The following is a 17,198-nucleotide window of genomic DNA, read 5'->3' as shown; positions in this document are numbered from 1 at the left end:
CCCTTTGCGAAAACCTCTGTGTCTCTTTGCGGTTATCTTTTAAACCTTCCACCACCACCGCAGGTGAGTCCAAAAAAAAAGAGGCCGCTCTTTCGAACGACCTCCAATTGCTTATAAAAAGTTAAGCTTATTTTTTATCTTCTTCAACTTCTTCGAAGTCAACATCAGTTACCTCGTCGTCACCAGCTGCGTTTTCTGCATCTGCTGCTCCTTGGTCTGCTGCTCCTTCTTCACCACCTTGCTTGTACATCTCTTCAGATGCTGCTTGGAATACAGTGTTAAGTTTTTCAGAAGCGTAATTGATTTTCTCAATATCTTTTGCTTCGAAAGCTGTTTTTAATGCAGCTAAAGCATCTTCAATTGGTTGTTTTTTCTCAGCTGGAATTTTATCTCCGTACTCAGACAATTGACGTTCAGTTTGGAAGATTTGTGAATCCGCTTTATTAATAGCTTCAACTTCTTCTAATTTCTTCTTGTCAGCTGCTTCGTTTGCTTGAGCTTCGTTTTTCATCTTTTCGATTTCTTCCTCGCTCAATCCTGAAGACGCTTCAATTTTAATTGATTGCTCTTTTCCAGTTCCTTTATCTTTTGCAGAAATGTTCATAATTCCGTTTGCATCGATATCAAAGATTACCTCAATTTGTGGCTCACCTCTTCTTGCTGGTGGAATGTCTGTCAATTGGAAACGACCTAATGTCTTGTTGTCAGTTGCCATTGAACGCTCACCTTGAAGAACGTGAATATCTACTGAAGGCTGGTTATCTGCTGCTGTAGAGAAAGTTTGTGATTTCTTTGTTGGAATAGTTGTGTTTGCTTCGATTAATTTCGTTAAAACACCACCCATTGTTTCAATTCCTAAAGAAAGTGGAATAACGTCTAATAACAATACGTCTTTCACCTCTCCAGTTAAAACACCACCTTGAATAGCTGCTCCAATTGCAACAACTTCGTCAGGGTTAACTCCTTTTGAAGGATCTTTCTTGAATAAGTTCTTCACTGCATCCTGAATCATAGGAATACGTGTAGATCCACCTACTAAGATTACTTCATCGATATCATCGATAGTTAAACCAGCGCTTTTTAATGCCTTACGACATGGAGCGATTGTTCTTTCTACGATGTCACCAATTAATTGTTCAAATTTAGCTCTTGGTAAAGTTCTCACTAAGTGCTTAGGAATTCCGTCAACTGGCATAATGTATGGCAAGTTGATTTCTGTTGAATTAGAAGAAGAAAGTTCAATTTTCGCTTTCTCTGCTGCTTCTTTCAAACGTTGAAGTGCCATTGGGTCTTTTCTCAAGTCAATTCCTTCGTCTCCTTTAAATTCGTCAGCTAACCATTGAATGATTCTCTCATCAACGTCGTCACCTCCTAAACGTGTATCACCATCTGTTGACAATACTTCGAAAACACCGTCTCCTAATTCTAGGATTGACATATCGAAAGTACCACCTCCAAAGTCAAATACTGCAACTTTTTGGTCTACGTTCTTTTTATCTAATCCGTAAGCTAAAGCTGCTGCTGTTGGCTCGTTGATAATTCTTTTGATTGTTAAACCTGCAATCTCACCAGCCTCTTTCGTCGCTTGACGTTGAGAGTCATTAAAGTAAGCAGGAACAGTTACTACTGCTTCTGTAACTTCTTGACCTAAGTAATCTTCAGCCGTTTTCTTCATTTTTTGAAGAATCATTGCCGAAATTTCTTGTGGTGTATATGTACGGTCATCTATTTTAACACGTGGTGTGTTGTTATCTCCTTTTACTATTTCGTATGACATTCTTCCGTCTTCGTTATTAGCTTCATCATAAGTTGCACCCATGAATCTTTTAATTGAAGAAATAGTCTTTGTTGGATTTGTAATGGCTTGACGCTTAGCTGGGTCACCAACTTTACGTTCTCCTCCTTCAACAAATGCAACGATTGAAGGTGTTGTACGCTTACCTTCAGCGTTTGTAATTACTACTGGCTCGTTACCTTCCATCACTGAAACACAAGAGTTGGTAGTACCTAAGTCAATTCCAATTATTTTTCCCATATCAATTTTTGTTTATTCTAGTTTTTGTTTATAAACTCATTCCCCTATTCTCAATTCTTGTGCCATCGAAAAATGTTCGAAATATTCATCCATTTTGACACGTTTTGAATGTTTTATACTTCTTTTAACTGACATCTTGTCCTAAATCTGACAGTTTTAAGTTGAATTCCTTACTGACAAGGGAGACATATGGAATTATTTAAACATAAAACTATTTATAGCGCTGCCGTGAGTTTGCAACTCGTGGTCGATATAAATAGAGTCGAAAAGCCTGAGGTTATTGTTAAAAGTTTAGTCTAAGCTTAATTTTCTTATCTATTCTTAATCTTCAAATCGGAGGGATCTTCAGTCTCCTTCTTTGGAGAGGGATTATGGGAGATGTGGTTAAAACTCTAAACAAAACTTAATGAGAGAAACTTAGTTGGCTCATTACTGACAGACTTTAGAACAAATATCCCAACCCTAAATTCTCCTGCACAATACGTATTCTAAAAACAATTCATTACTTTAGCTTTATGTATCGATTTACGCTATTCCTATACATTCTTCTTCTCAGTTTTGCTGGGAAAACACAAGAAATATCTCATTCTCATTCTGTCCATCATGCATTTCTCGAAAATAAAGGGCAATGGGCCGATCACGTTTTCTTCAAAAATAAAGTTGAAGGCGGAAATATGTGGGTGGAACAAGGACGCGTTTTATTTCAACTTCAAGATTATTCTCAATTGCAAGAAGCGCACTTTGCTAAAAAGGAATTTAAAGAAAATATAACATTCAAAGAGAAATTAGTTGAACTGCGTTTTGTTGATGCACTTGAGGTAAAGGAAGTTGAGAAAAAAGGAGCGACTGAGCATTATTACAATTACTTTTTAGGTAAAGACGAATCTAAATGGGCTTCTGACGTTCATGGATTTGAAGAATTTACTTTAAAGAATTTATATAAAGGAATTGATTTACGATTTATAGAGCAAGAGAAACAAATCAAATATGAATTTATAGTTGCGCCAGATGTAAATCCAAATCAAATTAAATTGAAATATTCTTATCAGGATGATTTGAAAATTGATAGAGAAGGTAACTTAGTTGTCAAAACTGAATTAGGAAATATCATTGAAGAAAAACCCTACGCTTACCAAATAGTGAATGGAAAAATCATTGAAATTTCATGTGAATATGAGCTTGTTGAGAATTATGTGGTCTTTCAATTAGGAGATTTCAATAAAAGAGTAGATTTAGTAATTGATCCAACTCTGGTTTTTGCAACATTCAACGGAGCAGTTTCAGATAATTTTGGAATGACAGCAACCTATGGTTATGATGGCTCTGCTTTCACCGGAGGAACAATTTATGGAAATTCCCACCCTATGCCAGATCCGAATGCATTTGATGTAAATTCTAATTTTACGGTAACTAATGTGGGAACAATTACTACCGATGCTTTTATAGCCAAGTATTCTGAAGATGGCACGAATATGCTTTGGGCCACATTTTATGGAGGAGGTGACAATTCCCAAGGAACGGATGTTCCTCATTCCTTAATTTGTGATCAAAATGACAATATTTATGCTTTTGGTTCAACTTCCTCCTTAGACTTCCCAATTGTGAATGGTTTTCAAACTACGCATGGTGGTGGAACTCCAATTTCTATTTCTTCAAATGGAACTAATTTTGGTCTTGTAGGGACGGATATTTATGTTGCGAAATTTAGTGCAAATGGTCACAATTTATTGGGTTCAACTTATGTTGGTGGTGATAAAAATGATGGTGTTAATTATATGATTAGCGCGGGAAATTATCCAAATCCTGGCGCTTATGATAGTTTGACAACTAATTATGGTGATCAATTCCGTGGAGAAATAATGCTTGATTCTGTAAACAACATTATTGTAGGTTCTTGTTCGCGTTCTACAAACTTCCCTTTGAGTAATGCTTTTCAATCTACCTTGGGTGGTCAACAAGATGGGGTTATTTTTAAATTGAAAAATGATTTTTCTTCACTGTTGTTTTCTAGTTATTATGGGGGGGCAGAGGCAGATGCGGTTTACTCTGTGAAAATTGATTCGAGCTACAATATTGTATTTGGTGGTGGAACAACTTCTCTAGATTTGAATAGTACGGCTGGTGTTTATCAGTCCGCTAATGCTGGTGGAGAAGCGGATGGATTTATCGGGAAATTGTCTCCAAACGGTTTTAACCTAACCCATTCAACATATATAGGAACATCAAATTATGATCAAGTGTTTTTTGTTGAAATTGACAGGTTAGATAATGTTTTTGTTTTAGGACAAAGTAATGGAGGGTCATTCCCAGTGATCAACGCACCATATTCAAATGCCAATTCAAGTCAGTTTATTGCCAAATTAGACCCGAATTTATCAATCATAGAAAGTTCTACTGTTTTTGGTAGCGGAAGTACAGCTTTTGATATTTCGCCCGCTGCTTTTTTGGTCGATATTTGCGGAAATATGTATGTTTCTGGGTGGGGAGGAAGTGTTTTTCCTGGAACACCTTCAATTTCAGGAATGCCTATAACACAAGATGCTTTTCAAAGTGCACCGCCAAGTGGATATGATTTTTATTTGATGGTAATTGAAAGAGAATTCAACAGTTTATTGTATGGGTCCTATTTAGGGAGTCCATCTTCAAAGGAACATGTGGATGGTGGAACAAGTCGTTTCGACAAAAATGGAGTGGTCTACCAAGGAGTTTGTGGAGGCTGTGGAGGATTTAGTGATTTTCCAACAACACCTGGAGCTTGGTCAAGTCAAAACTTGGCCAATAACTGTAATGCGTTAACCTTTAAATTTGATTTCAACTTAATTCCTAATGCCGAGTTTACCGCTAATTCTGAAATAGGATGTGCTCCTTTTACTGTAACTTTTGATAATTTTTCATCCGAATCCGATAGTTATTTATGGGATTTTGGAAATGGTGAATTGGATTCTACAACACTCGATCCTGTTGTTACCTATGATCAGCCTGGAACTTATGAAGTGATGTTGACTGTTACTGATTCAATTTGCTTAATTACAGATACAGCTTTTATTACAATAGAAGTTTTACCTGAAGTTGACTTGCAAAATTTAGCTGACATTAGTTTGTGTGAACCTGATACCATCATTTTGACAGCCTTAACCAACGGAACTGCCAATTCATTTGTTTGGTCTTCGAATAATCAGTTTACCGATACATTAAATACTTCTGTTTTGGATTCTGTCCTGCAAATAAATAATCCTGTAGATGGCTGGTATTATATCACCGCCTCAAATGGAACTTGTAACGCTATCGATAGTGTACAATTCTCCTTTACAAGTGCAAGTTTAAACTTGGATGGAGTTACCAATTTGTGCTTAGGAGATGAAACTGTCATTACCGCTTCCAGTAACTCAAGTGGAGTTAATTTTGTGAATTTTGATTGGATGCCTGATTCTGTAATTGTATCAGGAGAAGGATCAAATAGCGTAACTGTACAACCCAGTGTCACGCAATATATTTATGTCACGGCTATTGCCGATAATGGTTGTGTTGTGTTTGACTCTATTCTGGTTTCTGTTAGCAATATCGATCCTTCAACGGTGAATGCTTCGGCTTCTGAAACAAATGTTCCCATTGGTACAAACGTAATATTAACTGCTGAACCTGATGGCTATTCTTATTCATGGTCTCCAACAGATGGTTTAGAAAATCCCAATGCGCAAGAAACGAATGCTTTCGTTACGGAAACAACAACTTTTACAGTTTCAGTTTCTGATGGAATTTGCACCAAAACTTCCTCTGTTACCGTGAAGTCTTTCAACTTTACTTGTGTCGAACCTTTTGTATATGTGCCAAATGCATTTACCCCAAATGGTGATGGAGAAAATGATGTCCTGTTTGTAAGGAGCTTAATTGTAGAAGAAATTGTCTTTAGAATTTTTGACCGTTGGGGAGAAATGGTTTACGAAACAGAAACATTGCACGATGGTTGGGACGGAACTTATAAAGGGAAGAAATTAGATCCTGATGTTTATGATTACTATTTGGAAGGAATTTGTATTGATGGACAAGATTTTTTAATCAAAGGAAATATTACACTCATTCGATAAGTGAAAACGATTAAATACATATTTGTTTTATTGTTGTGGTCGAATTTTGTTCAATCACAAGACATTCACTGGTCGCAATATGATCATAATCCTGTATTCCAAAATCCAGCAAATGTTGGACGTTTCAATGGTGATTATCGTATTCATGCTAATTACCGAGATCAATGGAGAAGTGTAACAGCACCTTTCCAAACATTGTCTCTTTCAGGTGAGGCAAAACAAGTTTTTAATAATTTTAATGTAGGTGCATTTTTTACAAATGATGTTGCCGGAGATGGTTCTTTTCGAACAATTGAATTTCAACCTTCAGTATCATACGTGTTTAAACTTACTGCAGATTCAACTCATCTTTTCAGACCAGGAGTTCAAATGGGAATCAATTTCCGTTCTTTTGATGCTTCCGCTTTTACGTTTGACAATCAATGGAACGGACAACAATTCGATGGGTCCATTCCAAGCAATGAAGTATTTCAATCTCAAAAAAGGACAAATTTCACTTGGGGAATTGGGGCAGCTTATGAATATCAAAAAGGAAAACGGGAAAGAATTATTGCTGGAGTAGGGTTGTTCAATATCAATAGACCTAACCAAGGATTTTTTGGAGATGAGGTCAAAAGAGATATGCGTTTTAACTTCTTTACCCAAGCGGAATATGAAATTGGCTTCGATTGGGATATTTTACCGAGTATTCAATTGAATTTACAAGGGAAATATAGAGAATTGGTGTTAGGATCTCAAGTGAGATATATTTTAGAAGACCGTTTAGGAAATTATCGTTCTGTAATGGCAGGAGTCTATATGCGAAGTAACGATGCTTTTTTCGTTTCCGCAGGAATGGAATACCAAAACTGGTGGGGAGGAATTTCATATGATATCAATACTTCGAGTTTAACTCCAGCAAGCAGAGGTAGAGGTGGAGTTGAATTTAGTTTACGTTATATTATTACAAGATTTAACCCTAAGGTTATAAAACATAGAGTATGTCCAGATTTTATATAATATTCTTTCTACTGTTTCTTTCGACAGTAACTTTTGCCCAGCAAGAACTAAAAAAATATTTAGAATTTGCTCAAGAGAAATTCATAGAAGGAGATTACGTTTATGCTTTACAGTATTACGAAAAAGCCATGAAGATTGATTCAAATACGATCAATACTTTGTGGGAATACGCTGAAACTTTAAGGGCCTATAAAGATTATCCTAAAGCTGCTTTTTATTATGGAAAAGTTTACGGAAGGGAAGGTGCAGAAATCTATCCAGCGAGTTTATTACAATATGGTTTGATGTTAAAACAAACTGGACAATACGACAAAGCATTGGATGTTTTTAAGCTTGGAAAAAAGAAATACCGCAACGACAGAAGAGGTTATTTATATAAAAAAAGCAGAGCTGAAATTGAATCTTGTGTATGGGCAAAAGCCAATCAAGGAGATTCTTCTAAATTAGTTTTCCAATCCTTACCAGAACATATTAATACACCAAATGCTGAGTTTGGTCACAGAATTCACAATAATCAACTCGTGTTTTCATCATTACGTGCAGATTCTATTAGTACAAGTGAGGAAGTTTACGATTTATCCTACCATACTAATTTGTATGTTTCCAAGATAAACGAAGATCAATTTGATACAGAAAAACGCATCGAAGAGTTAGCCTTCGAAAATGCACATACTGGAAATGGCAGTTTTAGTTTAGATGGAAAGCGCTTCTACTTTAGTTATTGCGCTGATAGCGGACAGAATTACAAATGCAAAATTCTAGTTGCCTATGTCGAAGGAGAACAATTCGTTGATGTTGATACCTTAGGTACAATAATTAACACAGAAAATTCGAATACAACAATGCCCTTTATTGGAAAATGGGAAAATAGTGAAGTTTTGTTTTATGTATCTGATAGAGAGGGAGGTAGTGGAGGTATGGATTTGTGGTACAGTTTTGTTAAAAACGGCAACCAATATCAAAAGCCAATTAATATTCGTGCCTTAAACACAATAGATAATGAATTGTCGCCATTTTGGGACAGTAAAACTCAAACACTTTTCTTTAGTAGTTCTTGGTACGATGGTTTTGGAGGTCAAGACGTATTTAAATCGAAATACAACACTGCTTTTGAGGATCCTGAAAATATGATGGAACCAATCAATTCTCCTGCTAACGATTTATATTACTTCCAAACTTCTTCAAGTGACTCTGCGTTTTTTAGTTCGAACCGAATAGGAAGTAATTACAGCAAGAATCCCACGTGTTGTAGTGATATTTTCAGTGTCAGAAAACCATTAATTGATTTACCTCCAACAATTGAAGAAACACTTGAAGAATTAAACAGTAGGTTGCCTGTTACTTTGTATTTTCATAATGATGTGCCGAATCCACGTTCTACAGATACGGTTTCGAATGTGAATTATTTGGATAGTTACAATGATTATATCGCTATGACTGATGAATACAAAAAGAAATATTCCGACGGTTTAAAAGGAGAGAAAAGCGATGATGCTAAAGATGATATCGAAGATTTCTTTACTGAATTTGTAAAACAGGGAGTTCAAGATTTAAATCAATTCATAGAATTATTACAAATTGAACTAGAAAAAGGACGAAAAATAGAATTGACCGTTAAAGGATTTGCAAGTCCTCTAGCTAAAAACGATTACAATGTGAATCTTACCAAAAGAAGAATTGCCTCTATGGTAAACTATTTAAACGCCTATGACAATGGTTTCTTTAGTAAATATTTAAATAAATCAGCTGAAAATGGTGGGGTTTTAATTATTGTTCAAATTCCTTTTGGTGAGGATCAATCCGATAAAATCGTGAGCGATAATCCAAACGACCAAAAAAACTCAGTTTACTCTAGAGCTGCAGCCAGTGAAAGGAAGATTGAGATTCAAAGTGTGAGTATTGATGCTGATTAGCATCAACCGGGAGAGAATGTCGATAAATCGGTAAGGGATAGGTAGTGTAATAGAAGTGAACTTTATTGGGGATGGTCTTTAAGGGCGGTTTGCATCCGCCCCTAAAATCCAATATCATTATGCATCAATCTTCTTCAAATCCATCTCGCAAAGTGGACATTGACCTTCATGATCATATGTTTTTCCATCCTCGCAGTCCATAGGGCATTGGTAAACTTCTTTTTCAGCTGTTTGTTCTTGTCCATTGGTACCTTCTGAACCACATGCAGTAAACATCATTCCTCCTAGGAAAAACATTCCTGTAGCTGTTAAAATTTTCATCATTTTCATAATTTTGTATATTAATTAATTACTTACTTCAAACATTTAAAATAATCAAAAGGCTCTTGACATTCATTACATTGGTAATGTGCTTTGCAAGCCGTCGAACCAAATTGTGAAACCAAACGCGTATTTTTAGATTTACACAAAGGACAAGGAATCACAGGTTTTTCTCCAAAAAGAACAGATTTATCTCCTTCATCTTGTGGAGGAGTGATTCCATATTCTTCCAATTTCCTGCGACCATTTTCACTTAACCAATCTGTGGTCCAAGCTGGAGAAAGAACTAATTCAACATCAACAGTAATATTTTCCTTGGCTAACCTTGTTTTGATATCTTCTTCAATTACTTGCATTGCAGGGCAACCAGTATAAGTTGGAGTAATGATTATCTTCCAATGGTTATCGCTTACAAATAAAACATCACGTACAACTCCAAGGTCCACAACAGTCAATACAGGAACTTCAGGATCCGTAACGTCCTCTAACATTCCCCAAATATCTTCCTCTGTCATATTAATTACGAATTATTAAATTACGAATTACGAATTGTTGAGTTCAGCTTATTACGAAATAATTCGTAGTTCAAACATTCGTAATTCGTAAGTGATTCTACCATTCCATCCCTGGATAAGTCCTTTGCATATATTGCAATTCAGTTAACAAATACCCTAAATGCTCTGAGTGAACTCCTTTTCTACCACCCGACAATTGCCATTTTTCTTCTGGCAAACTCAAGGTTGCTTCTTCAAGTATTTTTTCAATATTGTTTTCATATTCAACTCTGAAATCCTTAACATCTGGAATAATTCCTTCCTTTATCAAAGTTTCATCGACTTCGTCTTGATAAAATAATTCGTTCATATAACGCGACAAATCGGTAACGGATGCTTGTACACGGTTATGTGACTCTTCAGTTCCATCACCTAATCGAATGACCCATTCACTTGAATGTCTAATATGATACTTTATTTCCTTAATTGTCTTGGTTGCAATCGCAGAAATTCTTTCGTCTTTACTGTTCATTAAACCTTCATACAATAAGTGTTCAAAGTGATCAAAGAAAAATTGACGAACAATAGTTTTCCCGAAATCTCCATTTACCTGCTCGACAAGCAATACGTTTTTGTATTCTCTTTCGATACGTAAGAAAGCCAAATCATCTTCGGTTCTTCCTTTACCCTCAACTTCGGCTGCGTATTTATAAAGTTCTGTTGCCTGACCAATTAAATCAAGTGAAATGTTTGTCAATGCAATATCTTCTTCTAGTATTGGTCCATGTCCGCACCATTCAGAGAGACGATGTCCAAGTATCAAACTGTCATCTGCTTTTCGCAGTAAAAATTCAAATAATGCTTCTTGTTTTGTCATTTTCTTGGCTTACATGTGTTTAATTCCTTCTGGCACTTCATAAAAAGTTGGGTGACGGTATGCTTTCGAATTTGCTGGTTCAAACATTGGTCCTGCTTCAGAAGGATCTGAGGCTACAACATTAACTGATTCAACAACCCAAATACTAATTCCTTCACTTCTTCGTGTGTAAACATCGCGTGCATTGTTTACTGCCATTTCAGCATCTGCAGCTCTTAGACTACCTGCATGTTTGTGACTTAATCCTTGTTTACTTCGGATAAAAACTTCCCAAAGTGGCCATTCTTTTTTACTCATAATTGTTTGTCTTAAATATTTGTAAAGTTCAATTAAGAAACTTTTTTATTTCGTTGAGCTCTTTTTTCAGCATAAACATTCGCAGCTTCTCTGACCCATGCTCCATCTTCCTTGGCTTTTTTACGAGCAGTTACACGTTCATTGTTACAATGTCCATATCCTTTAACTACTTGCCAAAATTCATCCCAATCGATTTCACCAAAGTCATAATGACCAGTTTCTTCGTTGAATTTAAGATCTTTATCTGGAATTTTTAATCCAATTAAATCTGCTTGTGGAACAGTTGCATCCACAAACATTTGTCTTAATTCATCATTGGTGTTTCTTTTGATTTTCCAAGCCATCGATTGTGCAGTGTGCGTAGAGTCTGCATCATTAGGACCAAACATCATTAACGCTGGCCACCACCATCTATTCAATGACTCTTGAGCCATTTCCTTTTGCTCTGGAGTTCCATTCGCTAACTGAGTAACGATTTCAAATCCTTGACGTTGGTGAAACGATTCTTCCTTACATACACGTACCATTGCACGAGCATATGGTCCATATGAACACCTACAAAGAGGAACTTGATTCATTATAGCAGCACCATCAACTAACCAACCAACCATTCCCATATCAGCCCAAGACAATGTTGGGTAATTGAAAATACTTGAATATTTAGCTCGACCTTCATTCAAGTCATCAATGGTGTCTTCACGATCTGCTCCTAAAGTCTCCACTGCGCTGTATAAATATAATCCATGTCCAGCTTCATCTTGAATTTTAGCCAATAAAACAGCTTTTCTTCTCAAGTTTGGTGCACGAGTAACCCAGTTTGCTTCTGGAAGTTGTCCTACAATTTCCGAATGGGCATGTTGTGATATCTGACGAATTAAGGTTTTTCGGTATGCGTCAGGCATATAATCTTTAGGTTCAATTCTAATCTCGCGATCAATCTTGTCCTGAAAATTTCTGTCTAATGCTTCTAAATTTTCTTTTTCCATGTTATTAGTTTTTTGAGCAATGTTTTATTTAAAAAACACTCTCTACAAATTTATAAATTTTTTACCATTTAAGGTGCTGTTATTTGATTCTACTTTTAGATTGAATACTATTTGTAAACATTACAAGTTAAGCTTCTAATGTTTTAACCTTGTAAAATGACTCCGAATATGAAGTTCATATATGCTAATGATAATTTTTGTTCAGTTTAAGATATGATTTTTAACGTCGGAATCCAAGAAAATTGGCTTTAAATCTGTAGAATTATTTTCGTTAAGTTCTTAACCTTTGCGTATGTATTACTTATTGGTTATTATAATGCTTGGAGGTGTATAGTCATATTGTTCAATTTCAAATAAATAGGGGTGAAAAATAAATTTTAATAATTCAGGTGAATTGATGAAATTAACTTCGTTTAGAAGGAAAACTAGTTTTAGAATATTTAATCACTTACAAATAAATTGAGTGTTTTAGTGTATAATGCAGCTTAGTTGTTAAATTTGTAAGCATAGAAATTGAAAATTATGAATCCAAGATTTCACACTTTAAAAATTAAGGACATTCGTCAGGAAACTAACGATGCCGTATCGATTGCTTTATCAGTTCCAACTGAATTAGCAGATAATTATAAATATACTCCAGGTCAATACCTGACTTTTAGAACCACAATTGATGGTGAAGATATTAGAAGGTCTTATTCGATATGTACTGGTCTTCAGGAAAATGAGTTGCGTGTTGCCGTGAAAAAAATGGTGCTCGGAAAGTTTTCATCCTTTGCCAATGACGAATTGAAGGTAGGTGAAGAAATCGAAGTGATGACTCCAATGGGAACCTTTACTGCAGATATTGATGAAAATACAGATAAATCATTTGTGTTTTTTGCCGGAGGAAGTGGAATTACTCCTGTAATGTCATTGATTAAAACAATTTTACACACTGCTAAAAAAAGTCACATTACTTTAATCTATGGAAATCGTGGTGTTGATCACATTATTTTCCGTGATGAATTGGAAGAATTAAAAAATCGCTACATGGACAAATTTAGTTTGATGCATGTATTTAGTAGTGAAAAAATTGGAAATAAACTGCAGGAAGGTTTATTGGATAAAAATCAGATTGAGCTAATTTATAAAGCTGTTTTGGAAGGTCAAGATACAGACGAAGTTTTTGTGTGTGGTCCTGAACCAACAATTTATGCTGTGAAAGATGTTTTTGAAGAAGCTGGTTTTGATCCAAAGAAAGTTCATTTTGAATTGTTTACTTCTCCTACACAAACACAAAAGAAACCTTTACCGAATATGGTTTCAGCTGATAAGGTTGATGCTAATATTAAGGTAATTCTCGATGGAGAAGAAATTCTGTTGAATTTGGACAGTGAGGGTGAAAGTATTCTTGATGCTGCAGCTAAAGCAGGTGGAGATGTTCCTTTTTCATGTAAAGGAGGTGTGTGTTGTACTTGTAAGGCAAAAGTTTTAGAAGGTAAAGCACGTATGGATGTTAATTATGCCCTAGAAAAGGATGAAGTGGAAGCAGGATATATTTTGACTTGTCAAGCACATCCAGTTAGTGAAACTTTAGTGGTTTCTTTTGATGAATAATTATTATAAAGTTAGATTATGAGTTTGTTTAAAAAAATGTTTGGGGGTAAAAAAGAGACCGATACCAGTAAGAAAGATAAAAAGGTACAAACAAGTGCTGTACTGAAAATTAAGCAAATCGATCGCTTAACCGATGATGCTGTAAAGGTTATTTTTGAGGTTCCTGAGAACTTGACTTTAAAGTATAATTACATACCTGGTCAATATTTGAACCTTAAGATGAATATCAATGGTAAAGCTGAAAATCGCTCATATTCTATTTGTAGTGATGTGAACGAACCTTTGGCCATTGGAATTAAAAAGGTGGAAAAAGGAATTGTTTCATCTTTTTTTAATGATGAAGCTAAAGTTGGAGATGAAATTGAAGTAGGTTTCCCAATGGGGAATTTTAAAATGGCTAAAGTTGAAGGTGATTATGTTGCCTTTGCTGCCGGAAGTGGAATTACTCCTGTGCTATCTATAGCAAAACTAATAAACAACACGAAGGAAGGTCATTTGAACTTATTCTATGCCAATAGAAATGACAAATCCATTATGTTCGAGGAAGAAATTAGTTTATTATCGCCAGAAAAAGTAAAAACTACTCATATTTTCTCTGAACAGGAAAAAGAAGGATTCTTACACGGAATGATGACCGAAGAAGTGATTACTGAAATCATCAAAAGTGATTTAGATATCTTAAAGTCAAATGGATTCTACTTATGTGGACCAGAACCAGTGATTATTAATGCGCAAAATGCATTAAAGAAATTTGGAGTTTCAGATGATAAAATGTTCTATGAATTATTTACTACTCCGGTATTAATGGAACCAGTTAAAAAGGCTGTCGTTTCTAATTTCACTGGAATATCAAAAGTAACCGTAATTCTTGATGAGGAAGAAGAGCATTTCGATTTGGCTTCTGATGGCGATACAGTATTGAAAGAAGCTGAGGGACATGGAATAGATGCACCTTATTCTTGTCGTGGTGGAATTTGCTGTACTTGTAAAGCGAAAATATTGAAAGGTTCTGCAACTATGGATCAAAACTATTCTTTAACTGATAAAGAAGTAGAGGAAGGTTACATTTTGACTTGTCAAGCACATCCAAATAGCGAAGAATTAATTGTAAGTTATGACGAATAAGGTAATTGTTGTTATTGGCGCGAGTAGGGGGATTGGGAAAGAATTGGTTGTTCAATTTGCGAAAGAAAAGTCAAATACTGTTATTGCTTTATCAAGGAATATTGAAGCGATGAAATCAAATTTCCAAGCTGAAAATATTCACAGTGGATTCATCGATTTGATGTCTGAGAATTTGCATGTTGACATGGCAAAAACGCTAGATCAATTTCCTATGGTTGATATTGTAGTAAATAACGCAGGGAAATTGGTCAACAAGCCTTTTCTTGAATTATCGAGAGCAGACATTAATGCATGTTATCAAACCAATGCCATAGGAGTGATGCATGCCACACAATTTATGGTGAGTAAAATGTTAGAGAAAGGTGGTCACATTGTGAATATTTCAACAATGGGCGCTTTTCAAGGTAGTGTGAAATTCCCTGGATTATCTGCTTACTCGACCTCTAAGTCTGGAATAACTAGTTTTACAGAACTTTTTGCTGAGGAGTATAAAGACACAAAAATCAAAATGAATTGTTTGTGCTTGGGAGCAACTCAAACCGAAATGTTAGAGGAAGCTTTCCCTGGATTAAAGGCGCCAATTTCTGCTTCTGAAATGGCTGAGTATATTGTTGATTTTGCTTACAATGCCCCGAAATTCTTTAATGGTAAAGTTTTACCAGTGAGTTCAACTACGCCTTAATTGATTGCGAATTACACTTAAGTTAATTGTGGGTTTAACTGTTCGGATGGTGTAATCTTGTAGAATATCAATATGAAAGCTGAAAGCGTTTGTCGTATTATTTGAAGCTCAATTTCGCGAACAATTGACTATTGATAATTAAAAATTAATTATGAGCATTCAACTGTATTCTATTCAATTAAAGAAGCTCTATCTTTTTATTGCTTTACTTTCTCCAATGTGGATGTTAATTCCTGTTCTCATTCAAATGTACGGAGGACATCAATATGCTGTTATATTTCTGGGATTAATATTACTGACCATTACATTAATTTTGGCTCAAATATTTGCACGTAAATCTGTAATTCTTAAAGTAGAAAAGGAGACAATTATTTATGATGACATTTCGATTTCTAAAAGTGAGATTCAAAGCATCAAAATAAATAAATCAGGAATTGGGATTTCAGCAATTGAATTTAATGTTCAAAATGACCAAAAAATCATTTTACATCTTCCGAATTTAAAGGGTAATGCAGAAAAAGGAATTGCGTTTATTGAAAATAATTTACCCGATGTGAAAATTATTGAACCAGTTGATTTGCTAGAAGATTAACGATCATGTTGGATGCAGATTGTTACCTTTTTAATACTGGCCTACGGTATCCAATATTTATAGGTTGACTGCAAAAAAAAATAAAATCATCAAAAATTATTTGGTAAGAAGTTTTGCTAAAAGTTCTTCTCTTTCCACTTTTGGAGTTGCATTTTTTTCAATTGCGTCTATTAAGTCAATGGTAATCATTTCATCTGCTTTAATCCCTACCATTTTTTCAGTTTCCCCAGCTAATAATAATTCAACAGCTTTTATTCCTGAGCGTGTAGCCAAAGCTCTGTCAAAATAGGAGGGAGAACCACCTCTTTGGATGTGACCTAAAATTGTAGTTCTTAGTTCGAAGTCTTCGAGATGAGGTTTTATTTTTCGCATAATGTCCATTGCACCTCCTTCTTCATCTCCTTCTGCAACTATGATAATACTACTTCTGCGTCCTTTGTTTTGAGATTTTATTTGATTGGCAATTGCTTCAATATCGGTAATTGTTTCTGGAATTAAGACCGATTCAGCTCCTGATGCAATGGCGGAGTTTAAAGCCAGGAATCCCGAATCTCGACCCATAACTTCCACAAAGAAGATACGTTTATGGGAAGATGCAGTATCACGAATTTTGTCTACGGCCGCTACAATTGTGTTCAAAGCTGTATCATATCCAATCGTCGCTTCTGTTCCATATAAATCATTGTCAATTGTTCCTGGGATACCAATAACAGGTATATTTACTTCTTGTGCTAGTACATGAGCACCACGAAAGGATCCATCACCTCCAATTACAATCAAACCTTCAATTCCGGCTTCAATCACATTTTCTAGTGCCTGTTTCCGTTTTTCTTTGTCTTTAAATTCTAGACTTCGGGCAGAACCTAAAATTGTTCCTCCACGTTGGATAATATTATCAACATCGGTGTATTTCATATTAATGAATCGACCTTCCATCAAGCCTTCAAAACCATCTCGGATACCAACAACTTGAATCCCAAAATGCATTGCAGTTTTTGTAATTGCACGTATAGCTGCATTCATTCCTGGAGCGTCACCACCCGATGTAAGTAGTCCTATCTTTTTCATGATGTATTATATGTTATTTGATTTATGGATCTAAATTATGAATAGTAAAAATAACTGTTTCCGCTTAACCTTAGATTATTTACAGAAAAAAGATGATGATTCTTTAAGGTTCAACGCAAAAATTCTTA

General features: G+C 35.3%; 14 protein-coding genes. 7 read left to right on the top strand and 7 right to left on the bottom strand.

The window, feature by feature from the left end:
- Nucleotides 1–127: 127 nt before the first annotated feature.
- Entirely contained in the window at nt 128–2,035 is a 1,908-nt protein-coding gene (gene dnaK, locus C6368_RS14165; protein ID WP_107039881.1) for a molecular chaperone DnaK, read from the bottom strand.
- Nucleotides 2,036–2,550: 515 nt separating this feature from the next.
- Between dnaK and C6368_RS14160 the strand changes: the two genes are divergently transcribed.
- Genes C6368_RS14160 through C6368_RS14150 form a run of 3 tightly spaced genes read left to right on the top strand, consistent with a single transcriptional unit; the run spans nt 2,551 to nt 9,032 of the window.
- Entirely contained in the window at nt 2,551–6,120 is a 3,570-nt protein-coding gene (locus tag C6368_RS14160; protein WP_107039880.1) for a DUF7948 domain-containing protein, read from the top strand.
- On the top strand, nt 6,121–7,119 hold the full coding sequence (locus C6368_RS14155; protein ID WP_107039879.1) for a PorP/SprF family type IX secretion system membrane protein: 999 nt from the start codon (nt 6,121–6,123) through the stop codon (nt 7,117–7,119).
- Nucleotides 7,101–9,032 (top strand): tetratricopeptide repeat protein, encoded by a 1,932-nt coding sequence (locus tag C6368_RS14150; RefSeq protein WP_107039878.1) that lies wholly within the window; start codon nt 7,101–7,103, stop codon nt 9,030–9,032. Before C6368_RS14155 ends, C6368_RS14150 begins: the two co-directional genes overlap by 19 nt.
- Before the next feature lie 117 nt (nt 9,033–9,149).
- Here C6368_RS14150 and C6368_RS14145 read toward each other — a convergent pair whose 3' ends face one another.
- The 5 genes from C6368_RS14145 to paaA form a co-directional block, all read right to left on the bottom strand.
- Nucleotides 9,150–9,356, bottom strand: a complete 207-nt coding sequence (locus C6368_RS14145; protein ID WP_159038612.1) for a heavy metal-binding domain-containing protein — start codon at nt 9,354–9,356, stop codon at nt 9,150–9,152.
- 29 nt (nt 9,357–9,385) lie between these two features.
- Nucleotides 9,386–9,868: a 1,2-phenylacetyl-CoA epoxidase subunit PaaD gene (gene paaD / locus C6368_RS14140; RefSeq protein WP_107039876.1), complete on the bottom strand. Its 483-nt coding sequence runs from the start codon at nt 9,866–9,868 to the stop codon at nt 9,386–9,388.
- A gap of 97 nt (nt 9,869–9,965) precedes the next feature.
- Nucleotides 9,966–10,724, bottom strand: coding sequence for a 1,2-phenylacetyl-CoA epoxidase subunit PaaC (gene paaC / locus C6368_RS14135; RefSeq protein ID WP_107039875.1), 759 nt, complete (start codon nt 10,722–10,724; stop codon nt 9,966–9,968).
- Nucleotides 10,725–10,733: 9 nt separating this feature from the next.
- Nucleotides 10,734–11,021: a 1,2-phenylacetyl-CoA epoxidase subunit PaaB gene (gene paaB / locus C6368_RS14130; protein WP_107039874.1), complete on the bottom strand. Its 288-nt coding sequence runs from the start codon at nt 11,019–11,021 to the stop codon at nt 10,734–10,736.
- 32 nt (nt 11,022–11,053) lie between these two features.
- On the bottom strand, nt 11,054–12,007 hold the full coding sequence (gene paaA, locus C6368_RS14125) for a 1,2-phenylacetyl-CoA epoxidase subunit PaaA (protein ID WP_107039873.1): 954 nt from the start codon (nt 12,005–12,007) through the stop codon (nt 11,054–11,056).
- Between the two features lie 522 nt (nt 12,008–12,529).
- On the opposite strand from paaA, the gene paaE reads away from it, so the two are divergent.
- The 4 genes from paaE (at nt 12,530) to C6368_RS14105 (ending at nt 16,002) form a co-directional block, all read left to right on the top strand.
- Nucleotides 12,530–13,603, top strand: a complete 1,074-nt coding sequence (gene paaE, locus C6368_RS14120) for a 1,2-phenylacetyl-CoA epoxidase subunit PaaE (protein WP_107039872.1) — start codon at nt 12,530–12,532, stop codon at nt 13,601–13,603.
- Nucleotides 13,604–13,621: 18 nt separating this feature from the next.
- A complete protein-coding gene (locus C6368_RS14115) occupies nt 13,622–14,728 on the top strand; it encodes a 2Fe-2S iron-sulfur cluster-binding protein (RefSeq protein ID WP_107039871.1) in 1,107 nt (368 codons plus the stop codon).
- Nucleotides 14,718–15,410, top strand: coding sequence for an SDR family NAD(P)-dependent oxidoreductase (locus tag C6368_RS14110; RefSeq protein WP_107039870.1), 693 nt, complete (start codon nt 14,718–14,720; stop codon nt 15,408–15,410). Before C6368_RS14115 ends, C6368_RS14110 begins: the two co-directional genes overlap by 11 nt.
- Before the next feature lie 151 nt (nt 15,411–15,561).
- Entirely contained in the window at nt 15,562–16,002 is a 441-nt protein-coding gene (locus C6368_RS14105; RefSeq protein WP_107039869.1) for a hypothetical protein, read from the top strand.
- 96 nt (nt 16,003–16,098) lie between these two features.
- Here C6368_RS14105 and pfkA read toward each other — a convergent pair whose 3' ends face one another.
- Nucleotides 16,099–17,070 carry a 6-phosphofructokinase gene (pfkA, locus tag C6368_RS14100; protein ID WP_107039868.1) on the bottom strand — a complete coding sequence of 324 codons (972 nt, stop codon included), beginning with the start codon at nt 17,068–17,070 and terminating at the stop codon, nt 16,099–16,101.
- Nucleotides 17,071–17,198: the final 128 nt, after the last annotated feature.

The organism is Brumimicrobium mesophilum, from assembly GCF_003025005.1.
GTDB lineage: Bacteria > Bacteroidota > Bacteroidia > Flavobacteriales_D > Crocinitomicaceae > Brumimicrobium > Brumimicrobium mesophilum.
This window is presented reverse-complemented; position numbering and strand designations above follow the sequence as displayed.

Excerpts from the sequence above, each read along its gene's own strand:
- dnaK (WP_107039881.1), bottom strand. The coding sequence starts at position 2,035 with ATGGGAAAAATAATTGGAATTGACTTAGGTACTACCAACTCTTGTGTT.
- C6368_RS14160 (WP_107039880.1), top strand. The coding sequence starts at position 2,551 with ATGTATCGATTTACGCTATTCCTATACATTCTTCTTCTCAGTTTTGCT.
- C6368_RS14150 (WP_107039878.1), top strand. The coding sequence starts at position 7,101 with ATGTCCAGATTTTATATAATATTCTTTCTACTGTTTCTTTCGACAGTA.
- C6368_RS14145 (WP_159038612.1), bottom strand. The coding sequence starts at position 9,356 with ATGATGAAAATTTTAACAGCTACAGGAATGTTTTTCCTAGGAGGAATG.
- paaD (WP_107039876.1), bottom strand. The coding sequence starts at position 9,868 with ATGACAGAGGAAGATATTTGGGGAATGTTAGAGGACGTTACGGATCCT.
- paaC (WP_107039875.1), bottom strand. The coding sequence starts at position 10,724 with ATGACAAAACAAGAAGCATTATTTGAATTTTTACTGCGAAAAGCAGAT.
- paaB (WP_107039874.1), bottom strand. The coding sequence starts at position 11,021 with ATGAGTAAAAAAGAATGGCCACTTTGGGAAGTTTTTATCCGAAGTAAA.
- paaA (WP_107039873.1), bottom strand. The coding sequence starts at position 12,007 with ATGGAAAAAGAAAATTTAGAAGCATTAGACAGAAATTTTCAGGACAAG.
- paaE (WP_107039872.1), top strand. The coding sequence starts at position 12,530 with ATGAATCCAAGATTTCACACTTTAAAAATTAAGGACATTCGTCAGGAA.
- C6368_RS14115 (WP_107039871.1), top strand. The coding sequence starts at position 13,622 with ATGAGTTTGTTTAAAAAAATGTTTGGGGGTAAAAAAGAGACCGATACC.
- C6368_RS14110 (WP_107039870.1), top strand. The coding sequence starts at position 14,718 with ATGACGAATAAGGTAATTGTTGTTATTGGCGCGAGTAGGGGGATTGGG.
- C6368_RS14105 (WP_107039869.1), top strand. The coding sequence starts at position 15,562 with ATGAGCATTCAACTGTATTCTATTCAATTAAAGAAGCTCTATCTTTTT.
- pfkA (WP_107039868.1), bottom strand. The coding sequence starts at position 17,070 with ATGAAAAAGATAGGACTACTTACATCGGGTGGTGACGCTCCAGGAATG.